Here is a 21,256-nt window from a genome sequence, read left to right on the forward strand (position 1 = left end):
AATCACTCGCCAACCAGGGCAAACCCTGTAAAGTCCGACAGCTATTGAGCATTTTTGGGGAAGTGCAAGGCGGCGTTTCGTCCGGGGTCCTCAACATCCAGAAGAAATCAGAGAGGTCGCATGCGTGAAATTTCGCTAACCGAAGTCGAAGGTTTGGTTGGCACGGAAGTCGGCGTATCGGAATGGATCACGGTGGATCAGCCGATGATCGACCTCTTCGCGAACGCCACCCACGATCACCAGTTCATCCATGTCGATCCGGAGCGCGCCACGGCCGAAAGCCCCTTCGGCGGCACCATCGCTCACGGCTTCCTGACGCTATCGCTGCTGTCCGCCATGAACTTCGACTGCGTGCCGAGGATCCGCGAACAGACGATGGGCATCAATTACGGTTTCGACCGCATCCGCTTCATGTCGCCGGTCAAAAGCGGCAGCCGCATCCGCGGCCATTTCACGCTCGCCGAAACCCGCTTCCGCGGTGCCGGCATGCTGATGACCACATACGACGTCTCGGTCGAGATCGAGAACGAAAGGAAACTGGCGCTCACGGCCATCTGGATCACCATCATCCAGTTCGACCCGAAGGACCGGCCGGAAGGATTGTGAGCGCCATGGCGTCCGAAGACGAGATCAGGCAGGCGTTCCGGGAACAGATCGCCGGAGGCGAGCTCCTCGGATCACCCTTTACCGCACGCCTCGGCAAGTTGATGCTCGAACATCTCGACCGTTCGACCGAAGTGGGCAGGCGAATTTTGAGCTGGGAACGAGATCCTGCCACACGCGGCGACCTGGTGCCCACCCGCCTCGCCGGCGCCCTGCATGCGCTGATCATCGACGGCAAGGACGATCGCCTGAAAGCAGCCTATCCGCCGAATGACGTGAGCGACGACACGCTTTGGACGGCGATTGCCGGTGCCTTCGAAACCCATGAAGCCTTCATTCTCGAACGGATGAGCTTTGCCCCGCAAACCAACGAGGTGCGACGGTCGAGCGGCCTGCTGGCCGGTTTCCTCACCGTCGCCGATCTGTTCCGCAAGCCGCTGATCCTGTCGGAATTCGGCGCCAGCATGGGCCTCAATCTCAATTGGGACGGCTATCACCACGATCTCGGCGGTTTGCTCTGGGGCGATCCGTCATCGCCGGTCCGGCTGAAGCCCGGCTGGCAAGGCCCGTCCCCGCCCGATGTCGAGATCACCATTACCGATCGCGCCGGCTGCGACCTCAACCCTCTCGACCCCAACTCGCCTGAAGACTGCCTGCGGCTGCTGTCCTACATCTGGGCCGACCAGACCGACCGGGTGGAACGTACCCGCGCGGCGCTGCAGATCGCCAGGGAGCACCCGACGCTCGTCGAAAAGGGCGATGCGCTTGCCTGGCTGCGCGACAAGCGCCTGAAGGTGCTTGTGCCCGGCACGGTCCATGTCGTCTACCACTCGATCGCCTGGCAATATTTGCCGCCGGAAGCCCGCTCGGCAGGCGAGGCGATCATCGCCGAAGCCGGCAGCCGGGCGACGGAAGCAGCCCCGCTCGCCCGCCTGCAGATGGAAATGGACGACGATCCGAACAGCGCAGCACTCAGCCTGCAGATCTGGCCGACCGGCGAGACCCGGGAGCTCGCCCGCATCGATCCCCACGGCCGCTGGATGAAGTGGAAAGGCTGGCAAGCCTAGAACCCGCGCGCGAACTGTTGATCGCCATTCCCGAAACTTGATGTTAGCCTGTCCTTCGGGTGCTAATGGTTCCGGGGGGATGCTGATGTTTCCGCTGTCGCATATGATGAAATCCTTCATTCGCCGCGGCCGATTGACGGTCATCGATGCAGAGGGTAACCGCCATGTGTTCGCCGGTACGCCCGGCCCGGCGGTCACCATGCGCCTCACCGACAAACGGCTCTACCGGACCCTGGTGTTCAATCCGGAATTGGCGGCCGGCGAAGCCTATATGGACGGTACGATGCGGTTCGAGGACGGCTCGACGCTGCGCGATTTCCTGACGCTGTTTTCGGTCAACCGGCTCTCGCTCGGCTCCTATCCACTCCAGAAGGTTCTGCGCAGCATCAAGATGCGCTTCCGTAAGCGGCAGCAATCCAACCGCAAGGGCCAGGCGCAGCAGAACGTCGCGCACCATTACGATCTCGGCAATGACTTCTACAAACTCTTCCTCGACGCCAACATGCTCTATTCCTGCGCCTATTTCCGCGAGCCGTCCGAGACGCTGGAACAGGCGCAGCGTAACAAGCTGCGGCTGCTGGCAGCCAAGCTCGGCCTCAAGCCGGGCATGAAGGTACTCGATATCGGCTGCGGCTGGGGCGACCTCGCGCTCTACCTCGCGAGGCTCGAAGACGTCGAAGTCCTCGGTGTCACCTTGTCGAAGGAACAGCAGGCGCTCGCCTCCTCACGGGCGCAGGCGGCCGGGCTCGACAACCGTGTCCGCTTCGAGCTCAAGGATTATCGTGACGTGACGGAAACATTCGACCGCATCGTTTCGGTCGGCATGTTCGAACATGTCGGCGTGCATCATTACGATGAGTTCTTCGCCAAGCTGAATAGCCTGATGCCGGACGATGGCCTCGTGGTGCTGCATTCGATCGGCCATATGAGCCCGCCCGGCATGGCGAGCCCGTGGCTGCGCAAATATATCTTTCCGGGCGCCTATTCGCCGGCCCTGTCGGAGGTCTTCGAGGTGGTCGAGCGCAACAGCCTGTGGGTGACCGATCTCGAATTTCTGCGCGTGCATTATGCCACCACGCTTGCCCATTGGTCGGAACGGTTCGAAAAGAACCGTGATGCGGTCATTGCTCTTTACGACGAGCGTTTCGCCCGCATGTGGGAATTCTACCTGATCAGCGCCGAGATGATGTTCCGCACCGGCAGCCAGTTGGTCTTCCATATGCAACTGTCGCGCTCGCGCGATGCGGCACCGATCGTGCGCGACTACATCACCGATCAGCAGCGCGCCTATATCGAGCGGGAAGCAGGCTTAAACCTTTCGCTGTGAGAAGCTCGGACGACAGTCGGCCCAGCCCGGCGAGTGATCCCCGCTACCTAAGCCCCCATTTCCATCAGCATGAAACCGATGAGCGGCGGCAATGCCGCACCGATCGCGATCTGGGCGGTACGCGTCGGCGTCAGGCCGACGGCCGAGCCAGAAATGCCGGCGGCGATCAGGCCGGCCATCGGGATCGACAGGTTCCGGTCGACACCCGGTGCGGAGGAGACGATCACCCCGGCGACGGACGCGCAGGCGCCGATCAGCGCGCCTTTCCAGATCTCGATACCCGCAAGCTTCGCAGCAATCGCCCCGCCGATCACCGCCGCGACGACCGCAATCGCCATCAGTCCGAATTGTTCCATGATGTCCTCCCCCTTGTGGGGAGAGAGTGCGGTTCTGCGAGAGCAAGTCAAGCCAGGCGATTGTCCTAGAGCCTTTCAGGGTTAAATTGAAGCGTTCTGCCGGAGCAGGTTTTCGTCAGGGCAGAGGCGATTGGCGAAGGGCATACCCCGATGTACGTCCGAGCCGATCGCCTCTGATCCTGGCGGAAAGATGCCCGGCCCTTCGGGTTGGCTGAAACGGGCCGCCTGATCGACCGGCCGGCTTGGCCGTAGAGCATGGCTACGACGCGCGCCGGCCGGTCGATCATCCGACTCCGTTTGAGCCAACAGAACGATTCAATTTAACCCTGAAAGGCTCTAGACGGCCGCGTCCTGTGCGCCTTCCGCCAGCAGGCCGAAGGCGTAGTCTGAGAACGACCGCCAGACCTCCATCCGGAACGCTTCGTCACCGGTTCGCAGAAGTACGATTTCCACCTTGCCGAAAACGGTCCGCGAACAGGCGCCGACCGGGAAGACCTTCAGCGACAGGTCCTGCGGGCAGCCGGCATTGATCGCCGCCGCGGCCCCCGGCCCCGACACCAGGATCGCCGTATTGCGGTGGGAAACATCCGTTGCCGAATGCAGTGCGCCGGAATTCTTCGCAGCCTGCATCAGTCCGCCGTTCTCTTCCGCGATCACCAGCCATTCGTCCGGCCCGAGCCACAGCGCCGAACGACCGTTGGCGGAAGCCGATGTTTTCGGCCTGACCGGCAAATCGACGCCGAGCGCCGAGGAGAGCGTTGCGACATCCTCGGCCCTGGCGCGCAGCGAAATGCGCTCGGCGGGTGGCGCCGCTTCGAGGCGGACGGTCGATGAACCGCCGTGGAAACCGGAAAGAGGCAAAGTGCGGTTTGCCAGATCAGCCCCAGAATCAGCCATGGATGCGGCCTCCATCCTTGTCGAAGAACACCATGTCGGTCACTTCCACTTCGATCGTCCTGTCTTTCAGCGGCACATAGAGCGTCTCGCCGATCCGCGCCCTTCCGCCGGCAACCAGCGCCAGCGCGATCGAGCGGCCGCAATTCTCCGACCAGTAGGCGGAGGTCACATGGCCGAGCATGGTCATCGGCTTGGCCTGGTTCGGGTCGGCGACGATCTGGCCGCCCTCCTCCAGCACCAGTGCCGGGTCCTTCGTCAGTAGTCCGACGAGCTGCTTGCGGCCCTCGCGCACCAGGTCCGGGCGCTTCAGCCCGCGAATGCCGACGAAATCGGGCTTCTTGGAGGAGACAGCCCAGCCGAGACCCGCATCGTACGGTGTCACCGTGCCGTCCGTATCCTGGCCGACGATGATATAGCCCTTTTCGGCGCGCAGCACGTGCATGGTCTCGGTGCCGTAGAGGCAGGCACCCATCGGCTCAGCCCGCTCCCAGATTGCCTTCCAGACGGCCGGACCGTAGTCGGCGGGCACGTTGATTTCGTAACCGAGTTCGCCGGTGAACGAGACGCGGAAGAGCCGCGCCGGCACGCCCATCACGCTGCATTCCGCCACGCTCATATGCGGAAAGGCCTCGTTGGAAATATCGACGCCCTCGACGAACGGCTGGATGATCTCGCGTGCCTTCGGCCCCTGCACGGCGATGACCGCCCATTGCTCGGTGGTCGAGGTGAGCCAGACCCTGAGATGCGGGAACTCCGTCTGCAGATAGTCTTCCATGTGGTGCAGAACACGCGGCGCCCCGCCGGTCGTGGTCGTCACATGGAAGCGGTCCTCGGCAAGCCGGCCGACGACGCCGTCGTCATAAACGAAACCGTCCTCGCGGGTCATGATCCCGTAGCGGCTCTTGCCGGGCTTCAGGCTGTCCCAGGCATTCGTATAGATGAGGTTCAGGAACTGCGCCGCATCGGGACCCACCACCTCGATCTTGCCGAGCGTCGAACCGTTGAACACACCCGCCACTTCGCGCACCGTCCGGCATTCGCGGTTGACGGCGGCCAGCATGTCCTCGCCGCGCTTCGGGTAATACCAGGCGCGCTTCCAGTTGCCGACATCCTCGAACTCGGCGCCCTCGGCCGTTTCGAGCGCATGCATCGGCGTCTTGCGCGCCGGATCGAAGAGTTCTCCGCGCGAATGGCCGACCAGCGTGCCGTAGGTCACCGGCGTGTAGGGCGCACGGAACGTCGTCAGCCCCACCTGCGGGATCGGCCGGTCGAGCATTTCGGCGGCGATCGCCAGACCATGCATGTTGGAAAGCTTGCCCTGGTCCGACGCCATGCCGTTGGTGGTGAAGCGCTTGATATGCTCGATCGAGTGCATGCCCTCGCGCACCGCAAGCCGGATGTCCTTGGCGGTCACGTCGTGCTGGAAATCCACGAAGGCTTTCACCGTCGTATCCGGCCCCGCACCTTCTGCAGCGCCGATCATGCCGCCGGTCCATTCGAACCGGTTCTCGCCCGCAAGCGCCACCGAACCGCCGCCGGCCGCAATCGCCTCGTCGATCAGTTCGGCCAGATCGTCCGTGCCGTTGCAGGAACCGACGGAAACGCAATCCTGCGCATAGATATTCGGCAGGAAACGCTGGTTGACGTCGTCGAACCGGAGTTTTCCGCGCGACTGCGAAAAGAGATGCACCGAAGGCGTCCAGCCGGCCGAGACGATCAGGGCGTCGACAGCAATCTTGCGGGCATCGCCGCCGCCGTTGCGCGCCACGGTCATCGAGGAAATCCGCAGCCGGCCGCCGGTATCGGTCACCGAATGGCCGCTCAGCACGGAGATGCCGAGCCCGCGGGCTTCCGCCAGCAGCGCCTCACCGGGATCGGCGCGGCAATCGACGATCGCCGCGATCGAGACGCCCGCCCGCTTCAGGTCGAAAGCCGTCTCGTAGGCCGAATCATGCGCCGTGTAGACGCCGACCTGTCTTCCGACAGCGACGCCGTGATGGTTGAGGAAGGTGCGTGCCGCAGACGCCAGCATGATGCCCGGCCGATCGTTATTGGCAAACACCATGTGCCGCTCGATCGAACCGGTCGCCAGCACCACCTTTTTCGCGCGCACCTGCCAGAGCCGTTCGCGGGGCAGGTCCTTGCCGGGCTTCGCGACATGGTCGGTCACCCGCTCCACGAGGCCGAGGAAACCATGATTGTAATAACCGAACACCGTCGTGCGGGTCAGCACCGTCACGTTCGGCATGGCCTTCAGCTTTGCCGCCGTCGCCTGCGCCCAGTCGTAACCATTCTGTCCATCGATCGTGGTCGCCGCGTCGTAATGCAGCGCGCCGCCGACTTCCGGCTGTTCGTCGACCAGGAAAACGCTTTGCCCCGTCGCAGCCGCCGAAAGCGCCGCCGTCAGGCCGGCAACGCCGGCACCGGCAACCAGCACGTCGCAATGGGCGTAGCGGTTGGCATAATGATCCGGATCTTCTTCGGTCGGCGCAACGCCGAGGCCGGCCGCACGGCGGATGAAGGGTTCGTAGATCTTCACCCAGGCCTCGCGCGGCCACATGAAGGTCTTGTAGTAGAAGCCGGCCGCAAAAAACGGCGAGAACAGATTGTTGACCGCTCCGACATCGAACTTCAGCGACGGCCAGCGGTTCTGCGAGGCGATCTTTGCCCCGTCAAAAACTTCCTGCACGGTGGCGCGCACGTTCGGCTGGCGCCGCGCCGCATCGCGCGACACGTCGATCAGCGCGTTCGGCTCTTCCGGACCGGCAGAGAGAATACCGCGCGGCCGGTGATATTTGAATGAGCGGCCAAGCAGATGGACGCCATGCGCCAGCAGCGCCGAGGCAACGGTATCGCCTTCCAGCGCCGTATAACTCTTGCCGTCGAAGGTGAAGCGCGCCGTGCGGGCGGGCGTCAGCCGCCCTGCACCCTTGATGCGGAAGGCGCCGGAATTGGAGGAGGTGCTCATCGGGCGTCTCCCTCTGTTGCTTCATAGGTCTCGACGGTCTCTTCGGAAGCCCCGGTTTCAGGCAACACCTGCTTCGGCATTCCCGCCTTGTAGGTCATCAGGAACCGGTCGCTCACCGTGTCGCGCGCCGCGTTGAAGAACCGTCCGCAGCCGTGGATATGCCGCCAGCGTTCATAGGTGAGGCCTTTTTCGTTGTTGCGCAGGAAGAAATATTCCGCGAATTCCTCGTCGGAAATCGCCGAGATATTCTCCGGCCGCGCAATATGCGCCTCGCCGGCCCAGCGGAATTCCAGCTCGGAGCGATCTTCCTCGCAATAGGGGCAATGGATCAGCAGCATGCGGGGCTCCGCAGGGGTTGGGAGGATGAATGTGAGCGAGGCATGCTCCCACTGATCTCCCCCCTTGAGGGGGAGATGTCACCGAAGGTGACAGAGGGGGGTAGCGACGGTGCGGCAAATACGGCGTCGGAAGAATATACCGAGAGGGTTACCCCCCTCTGCCCTGCCGGGCATCTCCCCCTCAAGGGGGGAGATCGGTATGCCGCACCGTCTTCTCCCATGCGTGACCGCCGTGGAGTTGGAGCGAAGGGCACAATTTGGTCCGGAAGGCAAAACATCCCGCCCCTCATCAATGCGCCACGGCGGCGGCCGCCGCCTCGTCGATCAGCCGGCCGGTGCGGAACCGGTCGAGGTTCAGCCCCGCTGCCAGCCGGTGCGGCTCGCCCTTGGCAATCAGATGCGCGAAGAGATTGGCCGAACCCGGCGTCGCCTTGAAGCCGCCGGTGCCCCAGCCGCAATTGACGAACAGGCCCGGCACCGGCGTGACGCCCTGGATCGGCGAACGATCCGGCGTGTTATCGGTAATGCCGCCCCACTGGCGCATCATCTTCACCCGCCGGAACATCGGGAAGAGTTCGCAGATTGCGTCGAGCGTATGGGTGATGATCTGCAGCCCGCCGGTCTGGGAATAGGAATTGTATTGGTCGGTGCCGGCGCCGATCACGAGTTCGCCCTTGTCCGACTGCGAGATATAGGCATGCACCGTGTTCGACATGACGACGCAGGGGAAGATCGGTTTCAGCGGTTCGGAGACCAGCGCCTGCAGCGGAGTTGAATGGAGCGGCACACGCACGCCGGCCATCTCCATCACAACGGATGAATGGCCGGCGGCCGAGACGCCGATCTTCTTCGCCCCGATGAAGCCCTTGCTCGTCTCGACGCCCAGGACATCGCCGTTCGGGCCGCGACGGATGCCGGTCACTTCGCAATTCTGGATGATGTGGACGCCGCGGTCGGACGCCGCACGCGCATACCCCCAGGCGACCGCATCGTGGCGGGCCGTACCGCCGCGCCGCTGCAGGGCGGCGCCGTTGATCGGGTAACGCGCCGTCCTGGCAATATCGAGAACCGGCACGAAGGCCTTGGCCTGTTCCGGCGTCAGCCATTCGTTGTCGATACCGTAGAGCCGGTTGGCGTTGATATGCCGCTTGAAACTCTGCATATCGTGGGTGTTGTGCGACAGCATCATCACGCCGCGCGGCGAATACATGACATTGTAGTTGAGATCCTGGCTCAGCCCCTCCCAGAGCTTGAGCGAATGCTCATAGATATCCATGCTCTCTTCATAGAGATAGTTGGAGCGGATGATCGTCGTGTTGCGGCCGGTATTACCGCCGCCGAGCCAGCCCTTCTCGATCACTGCGACATTGGTGATGCCGTGTTCCTTGGCCAGATAATAGGCAGCACCCAGGCCATGCCCGCCGGCGCCGACGATAATCACATCGTAAGCACTGCGCGGCTCCGGAGAGGCCCACTGCGCTTCCCAGCCCTTGTGGGCACGCATTGCCTCGCGGGCCACGGCGAAAACCGAATATCTGCGCATCTCGCCTCGAACTCCTAGGGATCGTCAGCCCTCATCGCAGGGCCGGCATTTGGGTAGTGCCATACCCATCGCAAATCAATATGCGTCGCAATGGCTCTATTGCGACGCATTCGCCCTCCCCATCGACACCGGCAAGATCGTCCGCGAATTCGGGAGGATCGAACGGCACTCCGACCGTAAATTGCGACCGGCTATTCAGATTTTACGGCAGTTTCTGAAAAGGCGGCGGAATTGGCGCAGATCGGCCTTAATGCGTCTGGACTTCGCACATCTCTTCTGCTATCTGCCGTCATCAATCGCACGGCTCCAGGCCGAGCGGACGTTATTCTTTCGCCTCGAATCGTACCGATCCAGGCGAGCAACAAACCAAAGGAACGGGATTCACGTGCAGGTACTTGTCCGCGACAACAACGTCGATCAGGCGCTCCGCGCTCTCAAGAAGAAGATGCAGCGCGAAGGCATTTTCCGTGAAATGAAGATGCGCGATTATTACGAGAAGCCGTCTGAAAAGCGCGCCCGTGAAAAGGCAGAGGCTGTTCGTCGCGTTCGCAAGCTTGCCCGCAAGCGCATGCAGCGCGAAGGTCTGATTGCCGCTCCCGCTCGTGCGGTTCCTGCGCGCCCGGCTCGTTGATCGGCCGTTTTTTGGACGTTTTCATGTGCTTTCAGGGCGGTGGCGACATGGGCGCCGCCGCTCTTTTGATTTGGTCCGAGACTTCCAATGCCTTTGCCCCGACATGAGGAAATGCGCCTGATGGCCGCCAAAAATGCCGTTCTCGATCGTGGAACCGAAATTTCCGGCCTCTTGACCCAAGCTTCTCCCGTCCGTCGCAAAACAGCGGTGCCTGCCGCGCTGATCGCCCTTCTGGCGCTTGCCGGCTGCGCAACCACCAGCTCGACCGACATGATCACCGTCGACCGTGCCCAGGGATCCCAAGAGAACATCGCCTCGCTCTCTTCCGTCATCAATTCCAGCCCGCAGGATCCGGAAGGCTATAACGTCCGTGGTACGGCCTACGGACGCGCCGGCGAGTTTTCGCGCGCGCTTGAGGACTTCAACCGCGCCATCCAGCTCAATCCGCAGTTCTACCAGGCCTATGCCAACCGGGCGCTCGTCTATCGCAACATGGGCAAGCCCGTCGAAGCGGCCAACGACTATAACCGCTCTCTGCAGATCAACCCGAATTACGACGTCGCCTATATCGGCCGCGGCAATATCTATCGCCAGGCCGGCCGCACCAACGAAGCCTTCAACGACTTCAACAAGGCGATCCAGCTGGAAACCACCGATGGCCGGGCCTGGCACAATCGCGGCCTGATCTACCAGATGCGCGGCCAGCACGCCCAGGCGATCGACGATTTCTCGAAAGCCATCTCGCTGTCGGCGAATTCGCCTGAGCCCTATAACGGCCGCGGCATTTCCTATGTCGCCTTGAACGACGACGACAACGCGTTTGCCGACTTCAACCATGCGATCGAGCTCAACGACAAGCTGGCCGAATCCTGGGCCAACCAGGCGCTGGTCTATGAGCGCCGCGGCGACAAGGCGCGTGCCTACAAGTCCTATTCGCACGCCATGCGCCTCGACCCGAACTACAAGCCCGCCCAGGACGGCGCGAGCCGCACCCGCGCCAGCACCTGAGATCCGCGTAGCGGCGCAACACCTGAAACCGTTAACGTTTCATCCGACGCAAGGCGCGTTGTTTGCGCCGGGACGGCACCCCGCCAAACATTAATAACAGATGAAACTAATAAAGGCGTTACTATTTGGTACTACTGTTCCCGGATGGAATGGGGTACGTGCATGCTGGATAAACTCCTGGGCGACAGGTCCGGAAACTTCGGAATAATGAGCGCCTTGCTGCTCGTGCCGCTGATCGCGGCCGCCGGCCTTGCCATCGATCTTACCGACGCCCTCGAGGCCCGTAACCAACTGCAGGGTGCGGCGGACGCCGCCGCCCTGGGTGCCGTCGCGGAAAAATCCATCGGTACGGCGGAAGCTATGAAGATGATGACGGACGGCGCGATCACCCCGGCCGTTCAGGATGCCGAAAAGATTTTCGCGGCGCAGATCGCATCGGCGACCGGCTACACGCTGACGGACCATGCGGCGACGGTCACCAAGGTCAACAACCAGCTGACGGCGATGTTCACCTATACCGCGACCGTTCCGACCACCCTTCTGAAGGTCATCGGCAAGAACGAGTTCACCGTGACCGGTCAGGCGACGGCAGTCTTCCAGACGGAAACCTACCGGGATTTCTACCTTCTGCTCGACAACACGCCCTCCATGGGGGTCGGCGCCACCACGGCCGATATCAACACCATGATCGCCCATACATCCGACAAATGTGCGTTCGCCTGCCATATCGTCAATAACGGCGTCGAGGACGAAAACAGCTACTACAACCTCGCCAAAAGCCTCGGCGTCACGATCCGTATCGATGTTGTCGCCAACGCGACGGCCGCGCTGATGGACACCGCCGTGTCGGTGCGCAGAAGCGACAATCAGTATCGGATGGCGGTCTACACCTTCGGCCAGAAAGCCGAGGATACCAAGCTTCTCGAGATCAGCCCGCTGACCGACAATCTTGTCGACGCGAAAAGCAAGGCCTCGCTCATCGACCTCATGTCGATCCCCTATCAGGGTTATAACAAAGACCAGCAGACCGATTTCGATCTCGCCATGAAAAATATCGGCGACAAGATGGGCACGCCGGGTACGGGCCTGACGCCTTCCGACCCGGAGAAGATCGTGTTCTTCGTGTCGGACGGCGTCGGCGACAGCAAGAAGCCGACCACCTGCACCAAAATGCTCACCGGCACCCGCTGCCAGGAGCCGATCGACACAAGGGCCTGCCAGCCGCTCAAGGACAAGGGATACAAGATCGCCGTCCTTTATACGACCTACCTGCCGCTGCCGACCAACAGCTGGTATAATTCGTGGATCAAGCCGTTCCAGAGCGAGATCAGCACCCGGATGCAGAATTGCGCATCCAGCGGCTATTTCTTCGAGGTCAGCCCGTCGCAGGGCATCAGCGACGCGATGAATACCCTCTTCCTAAAGATCGTCTCGACGCCGCGCCTTTCGGGCTGAGCAGCCGACCCGCCTCAGATATAAAGCGCCGCCATCTTGCGCCAGGCACCGGCCCGGTGGGCGCGCCCGTCCCAGACATGCATCCGATGCCCGACGCCCTTCTCGGAAAGAACCCGGCTGAGATGCTGGTTGTTGTCGAGGAAAGGGTCGGCATCGCCGATCGTCAGCACGATCTCCACCTGCCGCAGCCTTTCGATCTGCCATTCGCTGGTGATGCCGGGCAGGAAATGCGACGGGGTGTGGAAATAGACGGTCTCGTCGTAATAACCGTCCATCAGGTCGTCGAACGCCTCGACCTTCAGCGTCAGGTCGTAACGACCGGAAAACGCGACGAGCTTGCGGAACAGGTGCGGATGGCGAAAGACGATGCTGGCCGCCTGGAAGGCACCGAGGCTGCAGCCCTGAACGATCGTGCAGTCATGCCCGTTCCGGTCGGCCATCAGCGGCAGGACCTCGTTGAGGATATAATCCTCGAATGCCGCATGCCTGCGGATGCGCACCGACGGATGCTGCCTTGCGTCGTAGAAGGTCTCGGTCGCCAATCCGTCGACGCAATAGAGCTGCAACTGGCCGGCCCGGATCTTGTCTGCCAGGCTTCCGACGATGCCAAGCTCTTCATATTCCCAGAAACGCCCCTCGCGGGTCGGGAACATCAGCACCTTGGCGCCGGCATGGCCGAACACCAGGAGTTCCATGTCTCGATGGAGCCGCTGGCTGTACCAGCGCAGATATTCGCGGTTCATGACACCTTGAAGAACTGTCCGGCCTTCTCGCGAAGCGCCGCCTCTTGCAACATGCTACCAGGATAGTCGAAATGTCCGGCATCCAGGATGAAGATTTCATTAAATTTCGATTTCGGAACTGCGTTGGCGACGGCGAACTGGCAGGGCGGCGCAACCGCGGGATCGAATAGCGCGACGCTCGTCAGCATCGGCACGGTGATGCGGCTCGCCGCCACCGCCGAATCATGCAGGCGCAGCGTCTTCAGCGCATTGCCGTATTTCGCCTGATAGGCCTGGACCGAGGCAGCGCTGCCGATGCTTTTCAGCTTCAGCCGCAATTCCTGATGCCCGAAGGTCGGCAGCGACAGATGCCCCCGATCGATCCGGTTGTCGAAGGGAATGGCAAGCCCGCCGATGCCGCCGCCGAAACTGATGCCGCTGTAGCCGACATGGCCGGAAAGCCAGGGATAGAGGGCGATCAGCATGCTCACCGCGACCCAAAGGTCGTCGACGCAGCCGCCGATAATGTACCGGTCCGGCTTGTCGATATCGTGCAGCACGTGCCACTGCGAATCCGGCGAGATCGGCGGGCGGGTGCTGCGCGACATGCCTCGAAAGCAGAGAAACAGGACGGCTGTCTCCTCGACCGGAATATCGAGATCCGGCGCGTCGCGCCCGCCATATCCATGACCGACCACCAGCCCACGCCTGATCTCCCTCCGCCGCGGCAGAAGAAGCCAGCCGCCGATCGGAAACCGACCGGTCGACATATAGGCGATGTCGAAGACATGCCATTTCGGATGGTCGAGCCCGCTCTTGCGCAGGCCAGGCTCCGGATCGACGGCCATCGCCCGCCGATAGCGGTCCTTCCAGAACGCATCGAAACCCTCCGGCGCCGCGGGCGGCACCACCGCCTGAAGCTCCTTCAGCCCCATGCCATAGGTGGGATCGAAATCATAAGGGTGCTTGGGGGGGATGGTCATGCCTGAGAGGTTACCGGAGATTTGCCTCGTCCTGGTCGAAAACAAAGTCTTCGGGAAGCCTGCCACGGAATTTTTCCAATCGTCTCAAAGCCTCTTCACGGGCGGCTTGAGAGGCAGGCTGTTGCGATTCTCGCTGCGAAAGCTTTTCGGCAGCGCGTGTCTGATCGGCAATCTTCGCCATTCTGGCCTCCCGCTCCCTTCCAATGTCGCACGATCCGTCTTCACAAAAAAGCCCGGCACTGCCGGGCTCCATGTTCGCCACTCAACTGGCGTCAGTGCTTCATCGCCTTGACGATGTCCTCGGTCATCTTCTTGGCATCGCCGAGCAGCATCATCGTGCCATCCTTGTAGAACAGCGTGTTGTCGATGCCGGCATAGCCCGAGCCGAGCGACCGCTTGACGAACAGGCAGGTCTTGGCCTTGTCGACGTCGAGGATCGGCATGCCGTAGATCGGCGAGGTCTTGTCGTCGCGGGCCGCAGGGTTGGTGACATCGTTGGCGCCGATGACATAGGCGACGTCGGCCTGTGCGAACTCCGCATTGATGTCTTCCAGTTCGAAGACCTCGTCATAGGGCACGTTGGCTTCGGCGAGCAGCACGTTCATATGGCCCGGCATGCGGCCGGCGACCGGATGGATCGCGTATTTGACCTCGACGCCGTGGCTTTTCAGCGTATCGGCGAGTTCTCGCAGCGCATGCTGGGCCTGGGCAACGGCCATGCCATAACCCGGCACGATGATCACCTTCTCGGCGTTCTGCATCAGGAAGGCCGCATCGTCGGCCGACCCCTGCTTGACGGTCCGCTGCACGCCGTCGTCGCCGGCAGCAGACGCCGTCTCGCCGCCGAAGCCACCCAGGATGACGGAGATGAAGGACCGGTTCATCCCCTTGCACATGATGTAGGAAAGGATCGCGCCCGAGGAGCCGACCAGCGCACCGGTGATGATCAGCGCGAGATTGCCAAGCGTGAACCCGATGCCGGCGGCGGCCCAGCCGGAATAGGAATTCAGCATCGAGACGACGACCGGCATGTCGGCGCCGCCGATCGGCACGATCAGGAGAACGCCGAGCGCCAATGCCAGCACCACGACGAGCCAGAAGTCGAAATGGCTTTCGGTCTGCACCAGACCGAAAATGAAGACGACGACCAGCACCAGCAGGCCGATATTGATGGCGTGCCGGTAGGGCAGCATGATCGGCTTGCCGGACATCCGCCCGTCGAGCTTCAGGAAGGCGATGACCGAGCCGGTAAAGGTGATCGCGCCGATCGCCGCGCCGAGCGCCAGCTCGATCAGCGCCTGGCCGTGGATATGGCCGATCGCGCCGATGCCGAAGGAATCCGGCGCATAAAGTGCTGCCGCCGCCACCATCACAGCGGCAAAGCCGACTAGCGAGTGGAAGCCGGCGACGAGCTGCGGCATCGCCGTCATCGGAATGGTGCGGGCGATATAAGCCCCTGCCCCACCGCCGAGGCTGAGCGCCAGCACGATCAGGATGAAGCCGCCGAACGTCGGCGTGGCAAGCAGCAGCGTGGTGACGATGGCGATACCCATGCCGACCATGCCGTAGACATTGCCCTTGCGGCTGGTCGTCGGGTGGGAAAGGCCCCGGAGCGCCATAATGAACAGCACGCCGGAGACGAGATAGAGGAAGGCTGCGAGGCTCTGCGACATGTATCCGAACCCTCAGCGATCTTTTTTCTTGTACATGGCGAGCATCCGGCTGGTCACCAGGAAGCCGCCGAAGATGTTCACCGAAACGAGCACCAGCGCCACGAAACCGAAGCCGGTCGCAAAGCCGCTCGCCGATATGCCGACCGCAAGCAGCGCGCCGACGACGATAACCGAAGAGATCGCGTTGGTGACCGCCATCAGCGGCGTATGCAGCGCCGGCGTCACCGACCAGACCACGTAATAACCGACGAAGATCGACAGCACGAAGATCGCCAGCCGAAACACGAATGGATCGATCGCCCCACCGGTTGCAGCACTCGCGGCTTCCGGCGCCTGGGCGGCAGCGCTCATCACGGCGGTCACGGCCTGATCGAGCTGTTCCAGCGCCTTGTCCATTGCTTCACTGGCCATCAAAGCTTCTCCTCGGCTGTGGCGTCCCCGCCTCTTTCGGCGTCAACGGCGGCAGGCTTTTTGCGGGCGCGGGCCGGTCCGGCTGCCGGGGCTGCGGTTGGCGCAGCAACGGAAGCGTCAACGACAAATGCGGCCGCAGCTGCCGCAAAATTGGGATGCACGACCTGTCCGCCATGGGTCAGCATCGTCGCCTTGACGAGCTCGTCCTCGGGATTGACCGCAAACTCCTTGGTGCCCTTGTCGACCATAGTCTCGATGAAGGCGAACAGGTTGCGGGCATAAAGCGCCGAAGCGGAGGCGGCGATGCGGCCGGCGACATTGGCATAACCGATGACGGTGACGCCCTCGACATCCGCAACCTTGCCCTTTTCGGAGCCCTCGATATTGCCGCCGCGCTCGACGGCGAGGTCGACCGCCACCGAACCCGGCTTCATCGAAGCCAGCATGGCCCGCGACACCAGTTTGGGCGCAGGACGGCCGGGAATGAGGGCCGTCGTGATGACGATGTCCTGCTTGGCGATATGCTCGGCAACCAGAGCCGCCTGTTTGGCCTGGTAGGCTTCCGACATCGGCTTGGCGTAACCGGCAGCCGTTTCGGCCGCCTTGAATTCCTCGTCCTCGACCGCGATGAACTTGGCGCCGAGCGAGGCGACCTGTTCCTTGGCAGCGGGGCGCACGTCGGTCGCCGAAACCACGGCGCCGAGACGACGGGCCGTGGCGATCGCCTGCAGGCCGGCGACACCGGCGCCCATGACGAAGACTTTTGCGGCCGGAACGGTGCCGGCGGCGGTCATCATCATCGGCATGGCGCGGCCGTATTCATGGGATGCGTCGATGACGGCGCGATACCCGGCAAGGTTCGCCTGGGAAGAAAGCACGTCCATCGACTGGGCGCGGGTGATGCGCGGCATCAGTTCCATGGCAAACGTGGTGAGCCCGGCTTTCGCCATGTCCGCAAGAGCGGCCTCGTTGCCGTAGGGATCCATGACCGCAAACACGACGGCGCCTGGTCTGTAGGACGCCATCTCGGTCGCCGTAGGCCGGTTGACCCGAAGGATGATATCGGCCGAGCCGACCTCGCCGGCACCGGCTATGCGGGCACCGGTGGCTTCGAAATCCACATCGCGAACACCGGAGGCAAGGCCTGCGCCGCTCTCGATCACGACCGAGAGCCCGAGGCCGGTGAGCCGCTTGACGCTCTCGGGCGAAGCGGCGACGCGCGGTTCGTCGGAACCTTCACGGCATACAAATACGATCTTCGGCAAAGACTGTCTCCTCCCAGTCGATATCGCAAGGCGGGCGAAAAACTTCGCCCTGCCTCAAAGCCGGTGGCCGGGTTGGCCGAACCGGATCAACGCAGCAGGAAAACGCCGGCTATAGTGAGAATGATGAAAACGAGGAGGCTGCCAATGAAGCCCGCACCGCCGAAGAAACCGGCAGCCATGGCGATCATCAGGACGACGATGACCATCGTGCCCCATTTCGCACCGGCGAGGAAGGCGTTGTAGGTCTTGTCGTGTTCCGAATAGTCCATCGGAGCACCCGTTTCCACCGGCCCGCTATGGTGATTGTCCATCAGTCCCGTCTCCTTCATCAGCCGCACGCGGTCCGCTTGATCAAAGCGTCTGCGCGTGCGGGAAAACCCGTGTCGACATCCGGAATCATGCCGTCGTGCGGCAGGATCGGCGTCTCTTCAGGCCTTACACAAAGCGGCAGGAAAGCGCAATGCCGCCACAATGGCTTCCGGTACGCCGAAGCGCGACCTTCAGGTGAGGTAGGACATTTCGGGGGAGTTCGGGCGGCCGGCGATACGGGCCGTCGGCAGGATGGTAAGCGGCGCGGTGTCGAAATTCGAGGAGCGTGCAAACAGCAGACGGCGCTCGTAGGCCTCCGACTGGAATGCCGGGAAGCGCTTCATCATCTTGGAGCGCAGTTCGCGGGTCTGCGAGGCGAGCAGCATCAGATCGAAATCGTATTGCGGGATCCGCCGCGGCGGCACGACCGGCTGGGCATAGAAGAACCGGCGGTAAAATGCCGCATGCGCCGGACGGATCGGCTGCAGCACGCGGTCCGCATCGAAATAGATCGCCGCAACCGGCGTCAGCCGCACCGTCAGGTAAGGCATGGCCGAAAGTTCGCTGGCATATTCCGGGGCTATCGCAAAACGCGCCGAGTCGATCAGCGTCATGCCGGCATCGAGAAGGCCATTCACGGCTTCCGGGAAAATGCTGATCGACTGGCAGACCCGATGCTCCGGCGTGACGTGGTGGAGGCGGATCGTACTGACAAGTTCCTCGTCGTAATAGACGCCGAAGACATGCGCATTCTTGTCGAAGTCGATCTCGTCGATGAGCTTGGTCGCCGCGACCGGCAGCACGTTGTGTGTCTTGTAGGCCCTGTATCGAAGCCGGGCGATATCTTCGAAATCCTCGTTGCTCTCGATCCGTCGGTATTCGACATGGTCGAGGGTGGAGAGAAGCTTGGCTGAAAAGTTTCCGTCCGAAAAGGACTTATCTATTGGCATTGGGTTTTGTTCCATGGGCTTTAACCAAGGATTAACCCTAAAAGACCCATAGCCCGCAATGAATGATACGCGAATTGAGTAAAATTCTAAATGATATGGTTAACAAACGGTTAACGGACGTTTCCTAACGTCCCAAAACCGTTAACACTGTCCTGATTTTAAGCGGAGTTTAACGCGCCGCGGCCCGAAGAGGCGAGGCCTGTGCGCTTTTGGCACCACGCCGAACGGCCGAGAGCTTGGCCGCGGAAGCGCCCTCGGCAGCCAATTCGATGATCTTTTCGGAAGCCACCGGCATCGAAAACACGTACCCCTGGACTAGGTCGGAGAACCGATGGCGATTGACCAGCGCGAGCTGCTCCTTCGTCTCCACGCCTTCGACGACGATCTTGAGGCCGAGCTCCCGGGACAGATGCACGATGCCGCGCAGGAGCTTCAGCTTGCGCTGGTCCTCGACAATATTGCGAATGAACGCACGGTCGATCTTGACCACGTCGAGCGGCAGGGAATCCAGATAGCTGAGGCTCGAGAAGCCGGTGCCGAAATCGTCGATGGCGATCGTCACGCCGGTCACGCGGAACTGGTTGAGGATGGCGCTGACCGCCACCGGCTCGTCCATGAAGCAGCTTTCCGTCACCTCGAGATGCAGCCGCGACGGATCGACCGAATAACGCTTCAGCACGTCCGCCACGTAACCGACGATATCGTCGTTGCGCAGGTCCTGGATCGAGAGGTTGACGGAGACGGCCATCGGCTCCGGCCAGGTCGCGCAGTCGCGGCAGGCCTGGTCGAGCACCAGATGGGTGATATGCGAAACGAGCCCCATATCCTCGGCCATAGGGATGAAGACATTCGGCCCGACCATGCCGCGCTCCGGATGGCGCCAGCGCACCAGTGCCTCGCTGCATTCGATGCCGGAGCCGTCGGGGCGATACATCGGCTGGTAGACGACATGCAGACCGCGGTTCTCGATCGCCTGGCGGAGGTCGACACGAAGCTTCTGCTCGTCGATATACTGGGCGTCCATCTCCGAACGGAACGCCGTCAGCGTGCCGTTGCCGGTCGATTTCGCATGGTTGAGGGCAAGATCCGCCTTGATCTGCCAGTTTTCCATATCGAAGTCCTGCGACGGCAGCACGACGCAGCCGCTGTTCATCGAAACGGGAAGGCGAAGTCCGTCGACATAATAGTCGCCCTGGATCTCGGCGTGAATTCGACGCACCTGGCGCTCCAGCTCGCAATCGTCGTCGCCGCCGGTCAGCAGCACGACGAATTCGTCGCCGACCAGGCGGCCTGCCAGCAGGCCGTCGGTCTTCATTGCCGAAAGCCTGGCCGAGATCGCCGCGAGCAACCGGTCGCCGATCACATGGCCGCGCAGGTCGTTGACATGCTTGAAGCCGTCGACGTCGAACACGGCGAGTGCTGCCAGGGCTTCGCCGCGGCGCTTCAGCTTCTTGGTGGCAAGATCCGCGAAATGACCGCGGTTCGGCAGGCCGGTCAGGGCGTCGAACCGCACCATGTGCAGCACCTTCTCCTCGGCGGCGAGACGGGCGGTGACATCTTCGAAGATCAGCACGACGCCACCGTCGGAACGGGGGCTGACCGAAAATTCGAGATGGCGGTCGTCCTTGAACTTGAAGAGCGCGCGTTCGAGCGAGCCGTCTGCGAGCTTGGAAAGCTGCCGCAGGATGGTTTCCGGCGCATTTTCCGCATCTTCGCAGAGCACGGCGGCGAAATCGCGGTCCTTGAGGTCGCTCTTCTTGTCGAGACCGAGCAGATCGCGGGCGCGGCGGTTGATCACCTGGATCTTGCCTTCGCCGTCGAGCATCACCAGGCCGTGGGAAATCGTCTTCAAGGCGATATCGAAGCGGCCGGCGATGATCGCCATCTTCCGCGAGGCGATGACGTTTTCATAAAGGAACTCGCGCACGCCGTTGGCCATCGACCGCGTGGTGAGACCGAAGGGGATGAGCAGCAGCGACATCAGAGCGAGGTGCAGGTCCTCGGTGAACAGGCAGGCGATCAGGATCGGGCCGCAGCAGCCGAGCGTCTGGAGGTCGACGGCGATGCGCGAGCCGTAGTTGCGGCCGACGATCGACATCATCGAGCCGAGCGTCATGGCGATGCAGGTGAAGCCGACGAACGGGTTTTCCAGCACGAGCAGGGCATAGCCGCTGGCGATGCCGAGCAGAAAGGCAGCCAGGAACGCCCCGATCACATATTGCTGCTCCCAGGCGGCGATGCCGTCATAGGTGAGCGACGCCTTGTCCACCTTGTCGAACCGCTGGAACCAGTACATGCGATAGGCAAAGACGGCCGCGAAACCGCAGGCGAACAGGAGATAGAATTGCGCACCGCTGTAATGGAAAACGAGCAGGCACCACAGGACGTGAACGACCACGCCGGTCCACAATGTGCCGCGATTTCCAAATAGCGACGTGACGAACGACAGATACACATCCGTCGACAGCGTCTTCGCTTCTGTCTCTTTCATCGGGTTCATCCCTTGTCTTCCGGTCGACACTGCGGGAAACCCTTTAAAAATTGCTTGTTCACGAGCCACGTAACCCCCTTTCATTGGGGGGTTCTTGAGAGTTTGCTGAACAAATTGACAACGAGATGGTTAAAATTTCAAGGAGGCAACCTTCGGCACAGGCGCAACCCCTCCGGAGCCTGCACAAACACCCTGCGATCCCGGCTTTTTATAGACGAAAACCTGACTTGTTGGGACTTTCCTTTTCTTAGACCTTCGT

At 62.1% G+C, this 21,256-nt stretch carries 20 protein-coding genes; 6 read left to right on the forward strand and 14 right to left on the reverse strand.

Translation table 11 applies throughout. The features are described from left to right. The first annotated feature begins 120 nt into the window (after positions 1 to 120). The 3 genes from ACZ9IU_RS17745 (at position 121) to ACZ9IU_RS17755 (ending at position 2,997) form a co-directional block, all read left to right on the forward strand. A complete protein-coding gene (locus ACZ9IU_RS17745) occupies positions 121 to 606 on the forward strand; it encodes a MaoC family dehydratase (RefSeq protein WP_038545211.1) in 486 nt (161 codons plus the stop codon). A gap of 5 nt (positions 607 to 611) precedes the next feature. After that, positions 612 to 1,670 carry a DUF2332 domain-containing protein gene (locus ACZ9IU_RS17750; protein WP_038545215.1) on the forward strand — a complete coding sequence of 353 codons (1,059 nt, stop codon included), beginning with the start codon at positions 612 to 614 and terminating at the stop codon, positions 1,668 to 1,670. Between the two features lie 85 nt (positions 1,671 to 1,755). Beyond that, positions 1,756 to 2,997: an SAM-dependent methyltransferase gene (locus ACZ9IU_RS17755; RefSeq protein WP_038545218.1), complete on the forward strand. Its 1,242-nt coding sequence runs from the start codon at positions 1,756 to 1,758 to the stop codon at positions 2,995 to 2,997. A 47-nt stretch (positions 2,998 to 3,044) separates the two neighbouring features. On the opposite strand, the gene ACZ9IU_RS17760 is transcribed toward ACZ9IU_RS17755, so the two are convergent. The 5 genes from ACZ9IU_RS17760 to ACZ9IU_RS17780 all read right to left on the reverse strand — a co-directional run bounded on the left by ACZ9IU_RS17760 (position 3,045) and on the right by ACZ9IU_RS17780 (position 9,099). Further along, entirely contained in the window at positions 3,045 to 3,353 is a 309-nt protein-coding gene (locus ACZ9IU_RS17760) for a hypothetical protein (protein ID WP_038545220.1), read from the reverse strand. A gap of 336 nt (positions 3,354 to 3,689) precedes the next feature. Beyond that, entirely contained in the window at positions 3,690 to 4,250 is a 561-nt protein-coding gene (locus tag ACZ9IU_RS17765; RefSeq protein ID WP_038545223.1) for a sarcosine oxidase subunit gamma, read from the reverse strand. Next, complete coding sequence (locus ACZ9IU_RS17770) at positions 4,243 to 7,218, reverse strand: sarcosine oxidase subunit alpha (RefSeq protein WP_038545226.1); 2,976 nt, start codon at positions 7,216 to 7,218, stop codon at positions 4,243 to 4,245. Before ACZ9IU_RS17770 ends, ACZ9IU_RS17765 begins: the two co-directional genes overlap by 8 nt. Then, on the reverse strand, positions 7,215 to 7,556 hold the full coding sequence (locus tag ACZ9IU_RS17775) for a sarcosine oxidase subunit delta (RefSeq protein ID WP_038545229.1): 342 nt from the start codon (positions 7,554 to 7,556) through the stop codon (positions 7,215 to 7,217). The genes ACZ9IU_RS17770 and ACZ9IU_RS17775 overlap by 4 nt, the downstream gene beginning before the upstream one ends. A gap of 289 nt (positions 7,557 to 7,845) precedes the next feature. Continuing rightward, positions 7,846 to 9,099 carry a sarcosine oxidase subunit beta family protein gene (locus tag ACZ9IU_RS17780; protein WP_038545232.1) on the reverse strand — a complete coding sequence of 418 codons (1,254 nt, stop codon included), beginning with the start codon at positions 9,097 to 9,099 and terminating at the stop codon, positions 7,846 to 7,848. Between the two features lie 385 nt (positions 9,100 to 9,484). Between ACZ9IU_RS17780 and rpsU the strand changes: the two genes are divergently transcribed. From rpsU to ACZ9IU_RS17795, 3 genes are all read left to right on the forward strand, one after another. Next, positions 9,485 to 9,730 (forward strand): 30S ribosomal protein S21, encoded by a 246-nt coding sequence (gene rpsU / locus ACZ9IU_RS17785; protein WP_038545235.1) that lies wholly within the window; start codon positions 9,485 to 9,487, stop codon positions 9,728 to 9,730. Between the two features lie 120 nt (positions 9,731 to 9,850). After that, the gene (locus ACZ9IU_RS17790) at positions 9,851 to 10,738 is read left to right on the forward strand and encodes a tetratricopeptide repeat protein (RefSeq protein WP_038549603.1); all 888 of its coding nucleotides are present in this window, start codon (positions 9,851 to 9,853) and stop codon (positions 10,736 to 10,738) included. A 162-nt stretch (positions 10,739 to 10,900) separates the two neighbouring features. Continuing rightward, the gene (locus tag ACZ9IU_RS17795) at positions 10,901 to 12,193 is read left to right on the forward strand and encodes a pilus assembly protein TadG-related protein (protein ID WP_038545238.1); all 1,293 of its coding nucleotides are present in this window, start codon (positions 10,901 to 10,903) and stop codon (positions 12,191 to 12,193) included. 14 nt (positions 12,194 to 12,207) lie between these two features. On the opposite strand, the gene ACZ9IU_RS17800 is transcribed toward ACZ9IU_RS17795, so the two are convergent. The 9 genes from ACZ9IU_RS17800 to ACZ9IU_RS17840 all read right to left on the reverse strand — a co-directional run bounded on the left by ACZ9IU_RS17800 (position 12,208) and on the right by ACZ9IU_RS17840 (position 20,997). Then, entirely contained in the window at positions 12,208 to 12,936 is a 729-nt protein-coding gene (locus tag ACZ9IU_RS17800; RefSeq protein ID WP_038545241.1) for an esterase family protein, read from the reverse strand. After that, positions 12,933 to 13,898, reverse strand: a complete 966-nt coding sequence (locus tag ACZ9IU_RS17805) for an acetylxylan esterase (protein WP_038545243.1) — start codon at positions 13,896 to 13,898, stop codon at positions 12,933 to 12,935. The genes ACZ9IU_RS17800 and ACZ9IU_RS17805 overlap by 4 nt, the downstream gene beginning before the upstream one ends. Positions 13,899 to 13,908: 10 nt before the next feature. Then, positions 13,909 to 14,079: a hypothetical protein gene (locus ACZ9IU_RS17810; protein ID WP_244447435.1), complete on the reverse strand. Its 171-nt coding sequence runs from the start codon at positions 14,077 to 14,079 to the stop codon at positions 13,909 to 13,911. A 91-nt stretch (positions 14,080 to 14,170) separates the two neighbouring features. Further along, on the reverse strand, positions 14,171 to 15,571 hold the full coding sequence (locus ACZ9IU_RS17815) for an NAD(P)(+) transhydrogenase (Re/Si-specific) subunit beta (protein ID WP_038545249.1): 1,401 nt from the start codon (positions 15,569 to 15,571) through the stop codon (positions 14,171 to 14,173). Positions 15,572 to 15,583: 12 nt separating this feature from the next. Then, positions 15,584 to 15,982 (reverse strand): proton-translocating transhydrogenase family protein, encoded by a 399-nt coding sequence (locus tag ACZ9IU_RS17820; RefSeq protein ID WP_038545252.1) that lies wholly within the window; start codon positions 15,980 to 15,982, stop codon positions 15,584 to 15,586. Continuing rightward, the gene (locus tag ACZ9IU_RS17825; protein WP_080719210.1) at positions 15,982 to 17,247 is read right to left on the reverse strand and encodes a Re/Si-specific NAD(P)(+) transhydrogenase subunit alpha; all 1,266 of its coding nucleotides are present in this window, start codon (positions 17,245 to 17,247) and stop codon (positions 15,982 to 15,984) included. Before ACZ9IU_RS17825 ends, ACZ9IU_RS17820 begins: the two co-directional genes overlap by 1 nt. 86 nt (positions 17,248 to 17,333) lie before the next feature. Continuing rightward, positions 17,334 to 17,558 (reverse strand): aa3-type cytochrome c oxidase subunit IV, encoded by a 225-nt coding sequence (locus ACZ9IU_RS17830; protein WP_038545254.1) that lies wholly within the window; start codon positions 17,556 to 17,558, stop codon positions 17,334 to 17,336. A 189-nt stretch (positions 17,559 to 17,747) separates the two neighbouring features. Beyond that, positions 17,748 to 18,506 carry an N-acyl amino acid synthase FeeM domain-containing protein gene (locus ACZ9IU_RS17835; protein ID WP_038545257.1) on the reverse strand — a complete coding sequence of 253 codons (759 nt, stop codon included), beginning with the start codon at positions 18,504 to 18,506 and terminating at the stop codon, positions 17,748 to 17,750. Between the two features lie 169 nt (positions 18,507 to 18,675). Further along, complete coding sequence (locus tag ACZ9IU_RS17840; RefSeq protein WP_038549606.1) at positions 18,676 to 20,997, reverse strand: putative bifunctional diguanylate cyclase/phosphodiesterase; 2,322 nt, start codon at positions 20,995 to 20,997, stop codon at positions 18,676 to 18,678. Between the last annotated feature and the right edge of the window lie 259 nt (positions 20,998 to 21,256).

It is taken from the genome of Mesorhizobium sp. USDA 4132 (genome assembly GCF_056279545.1).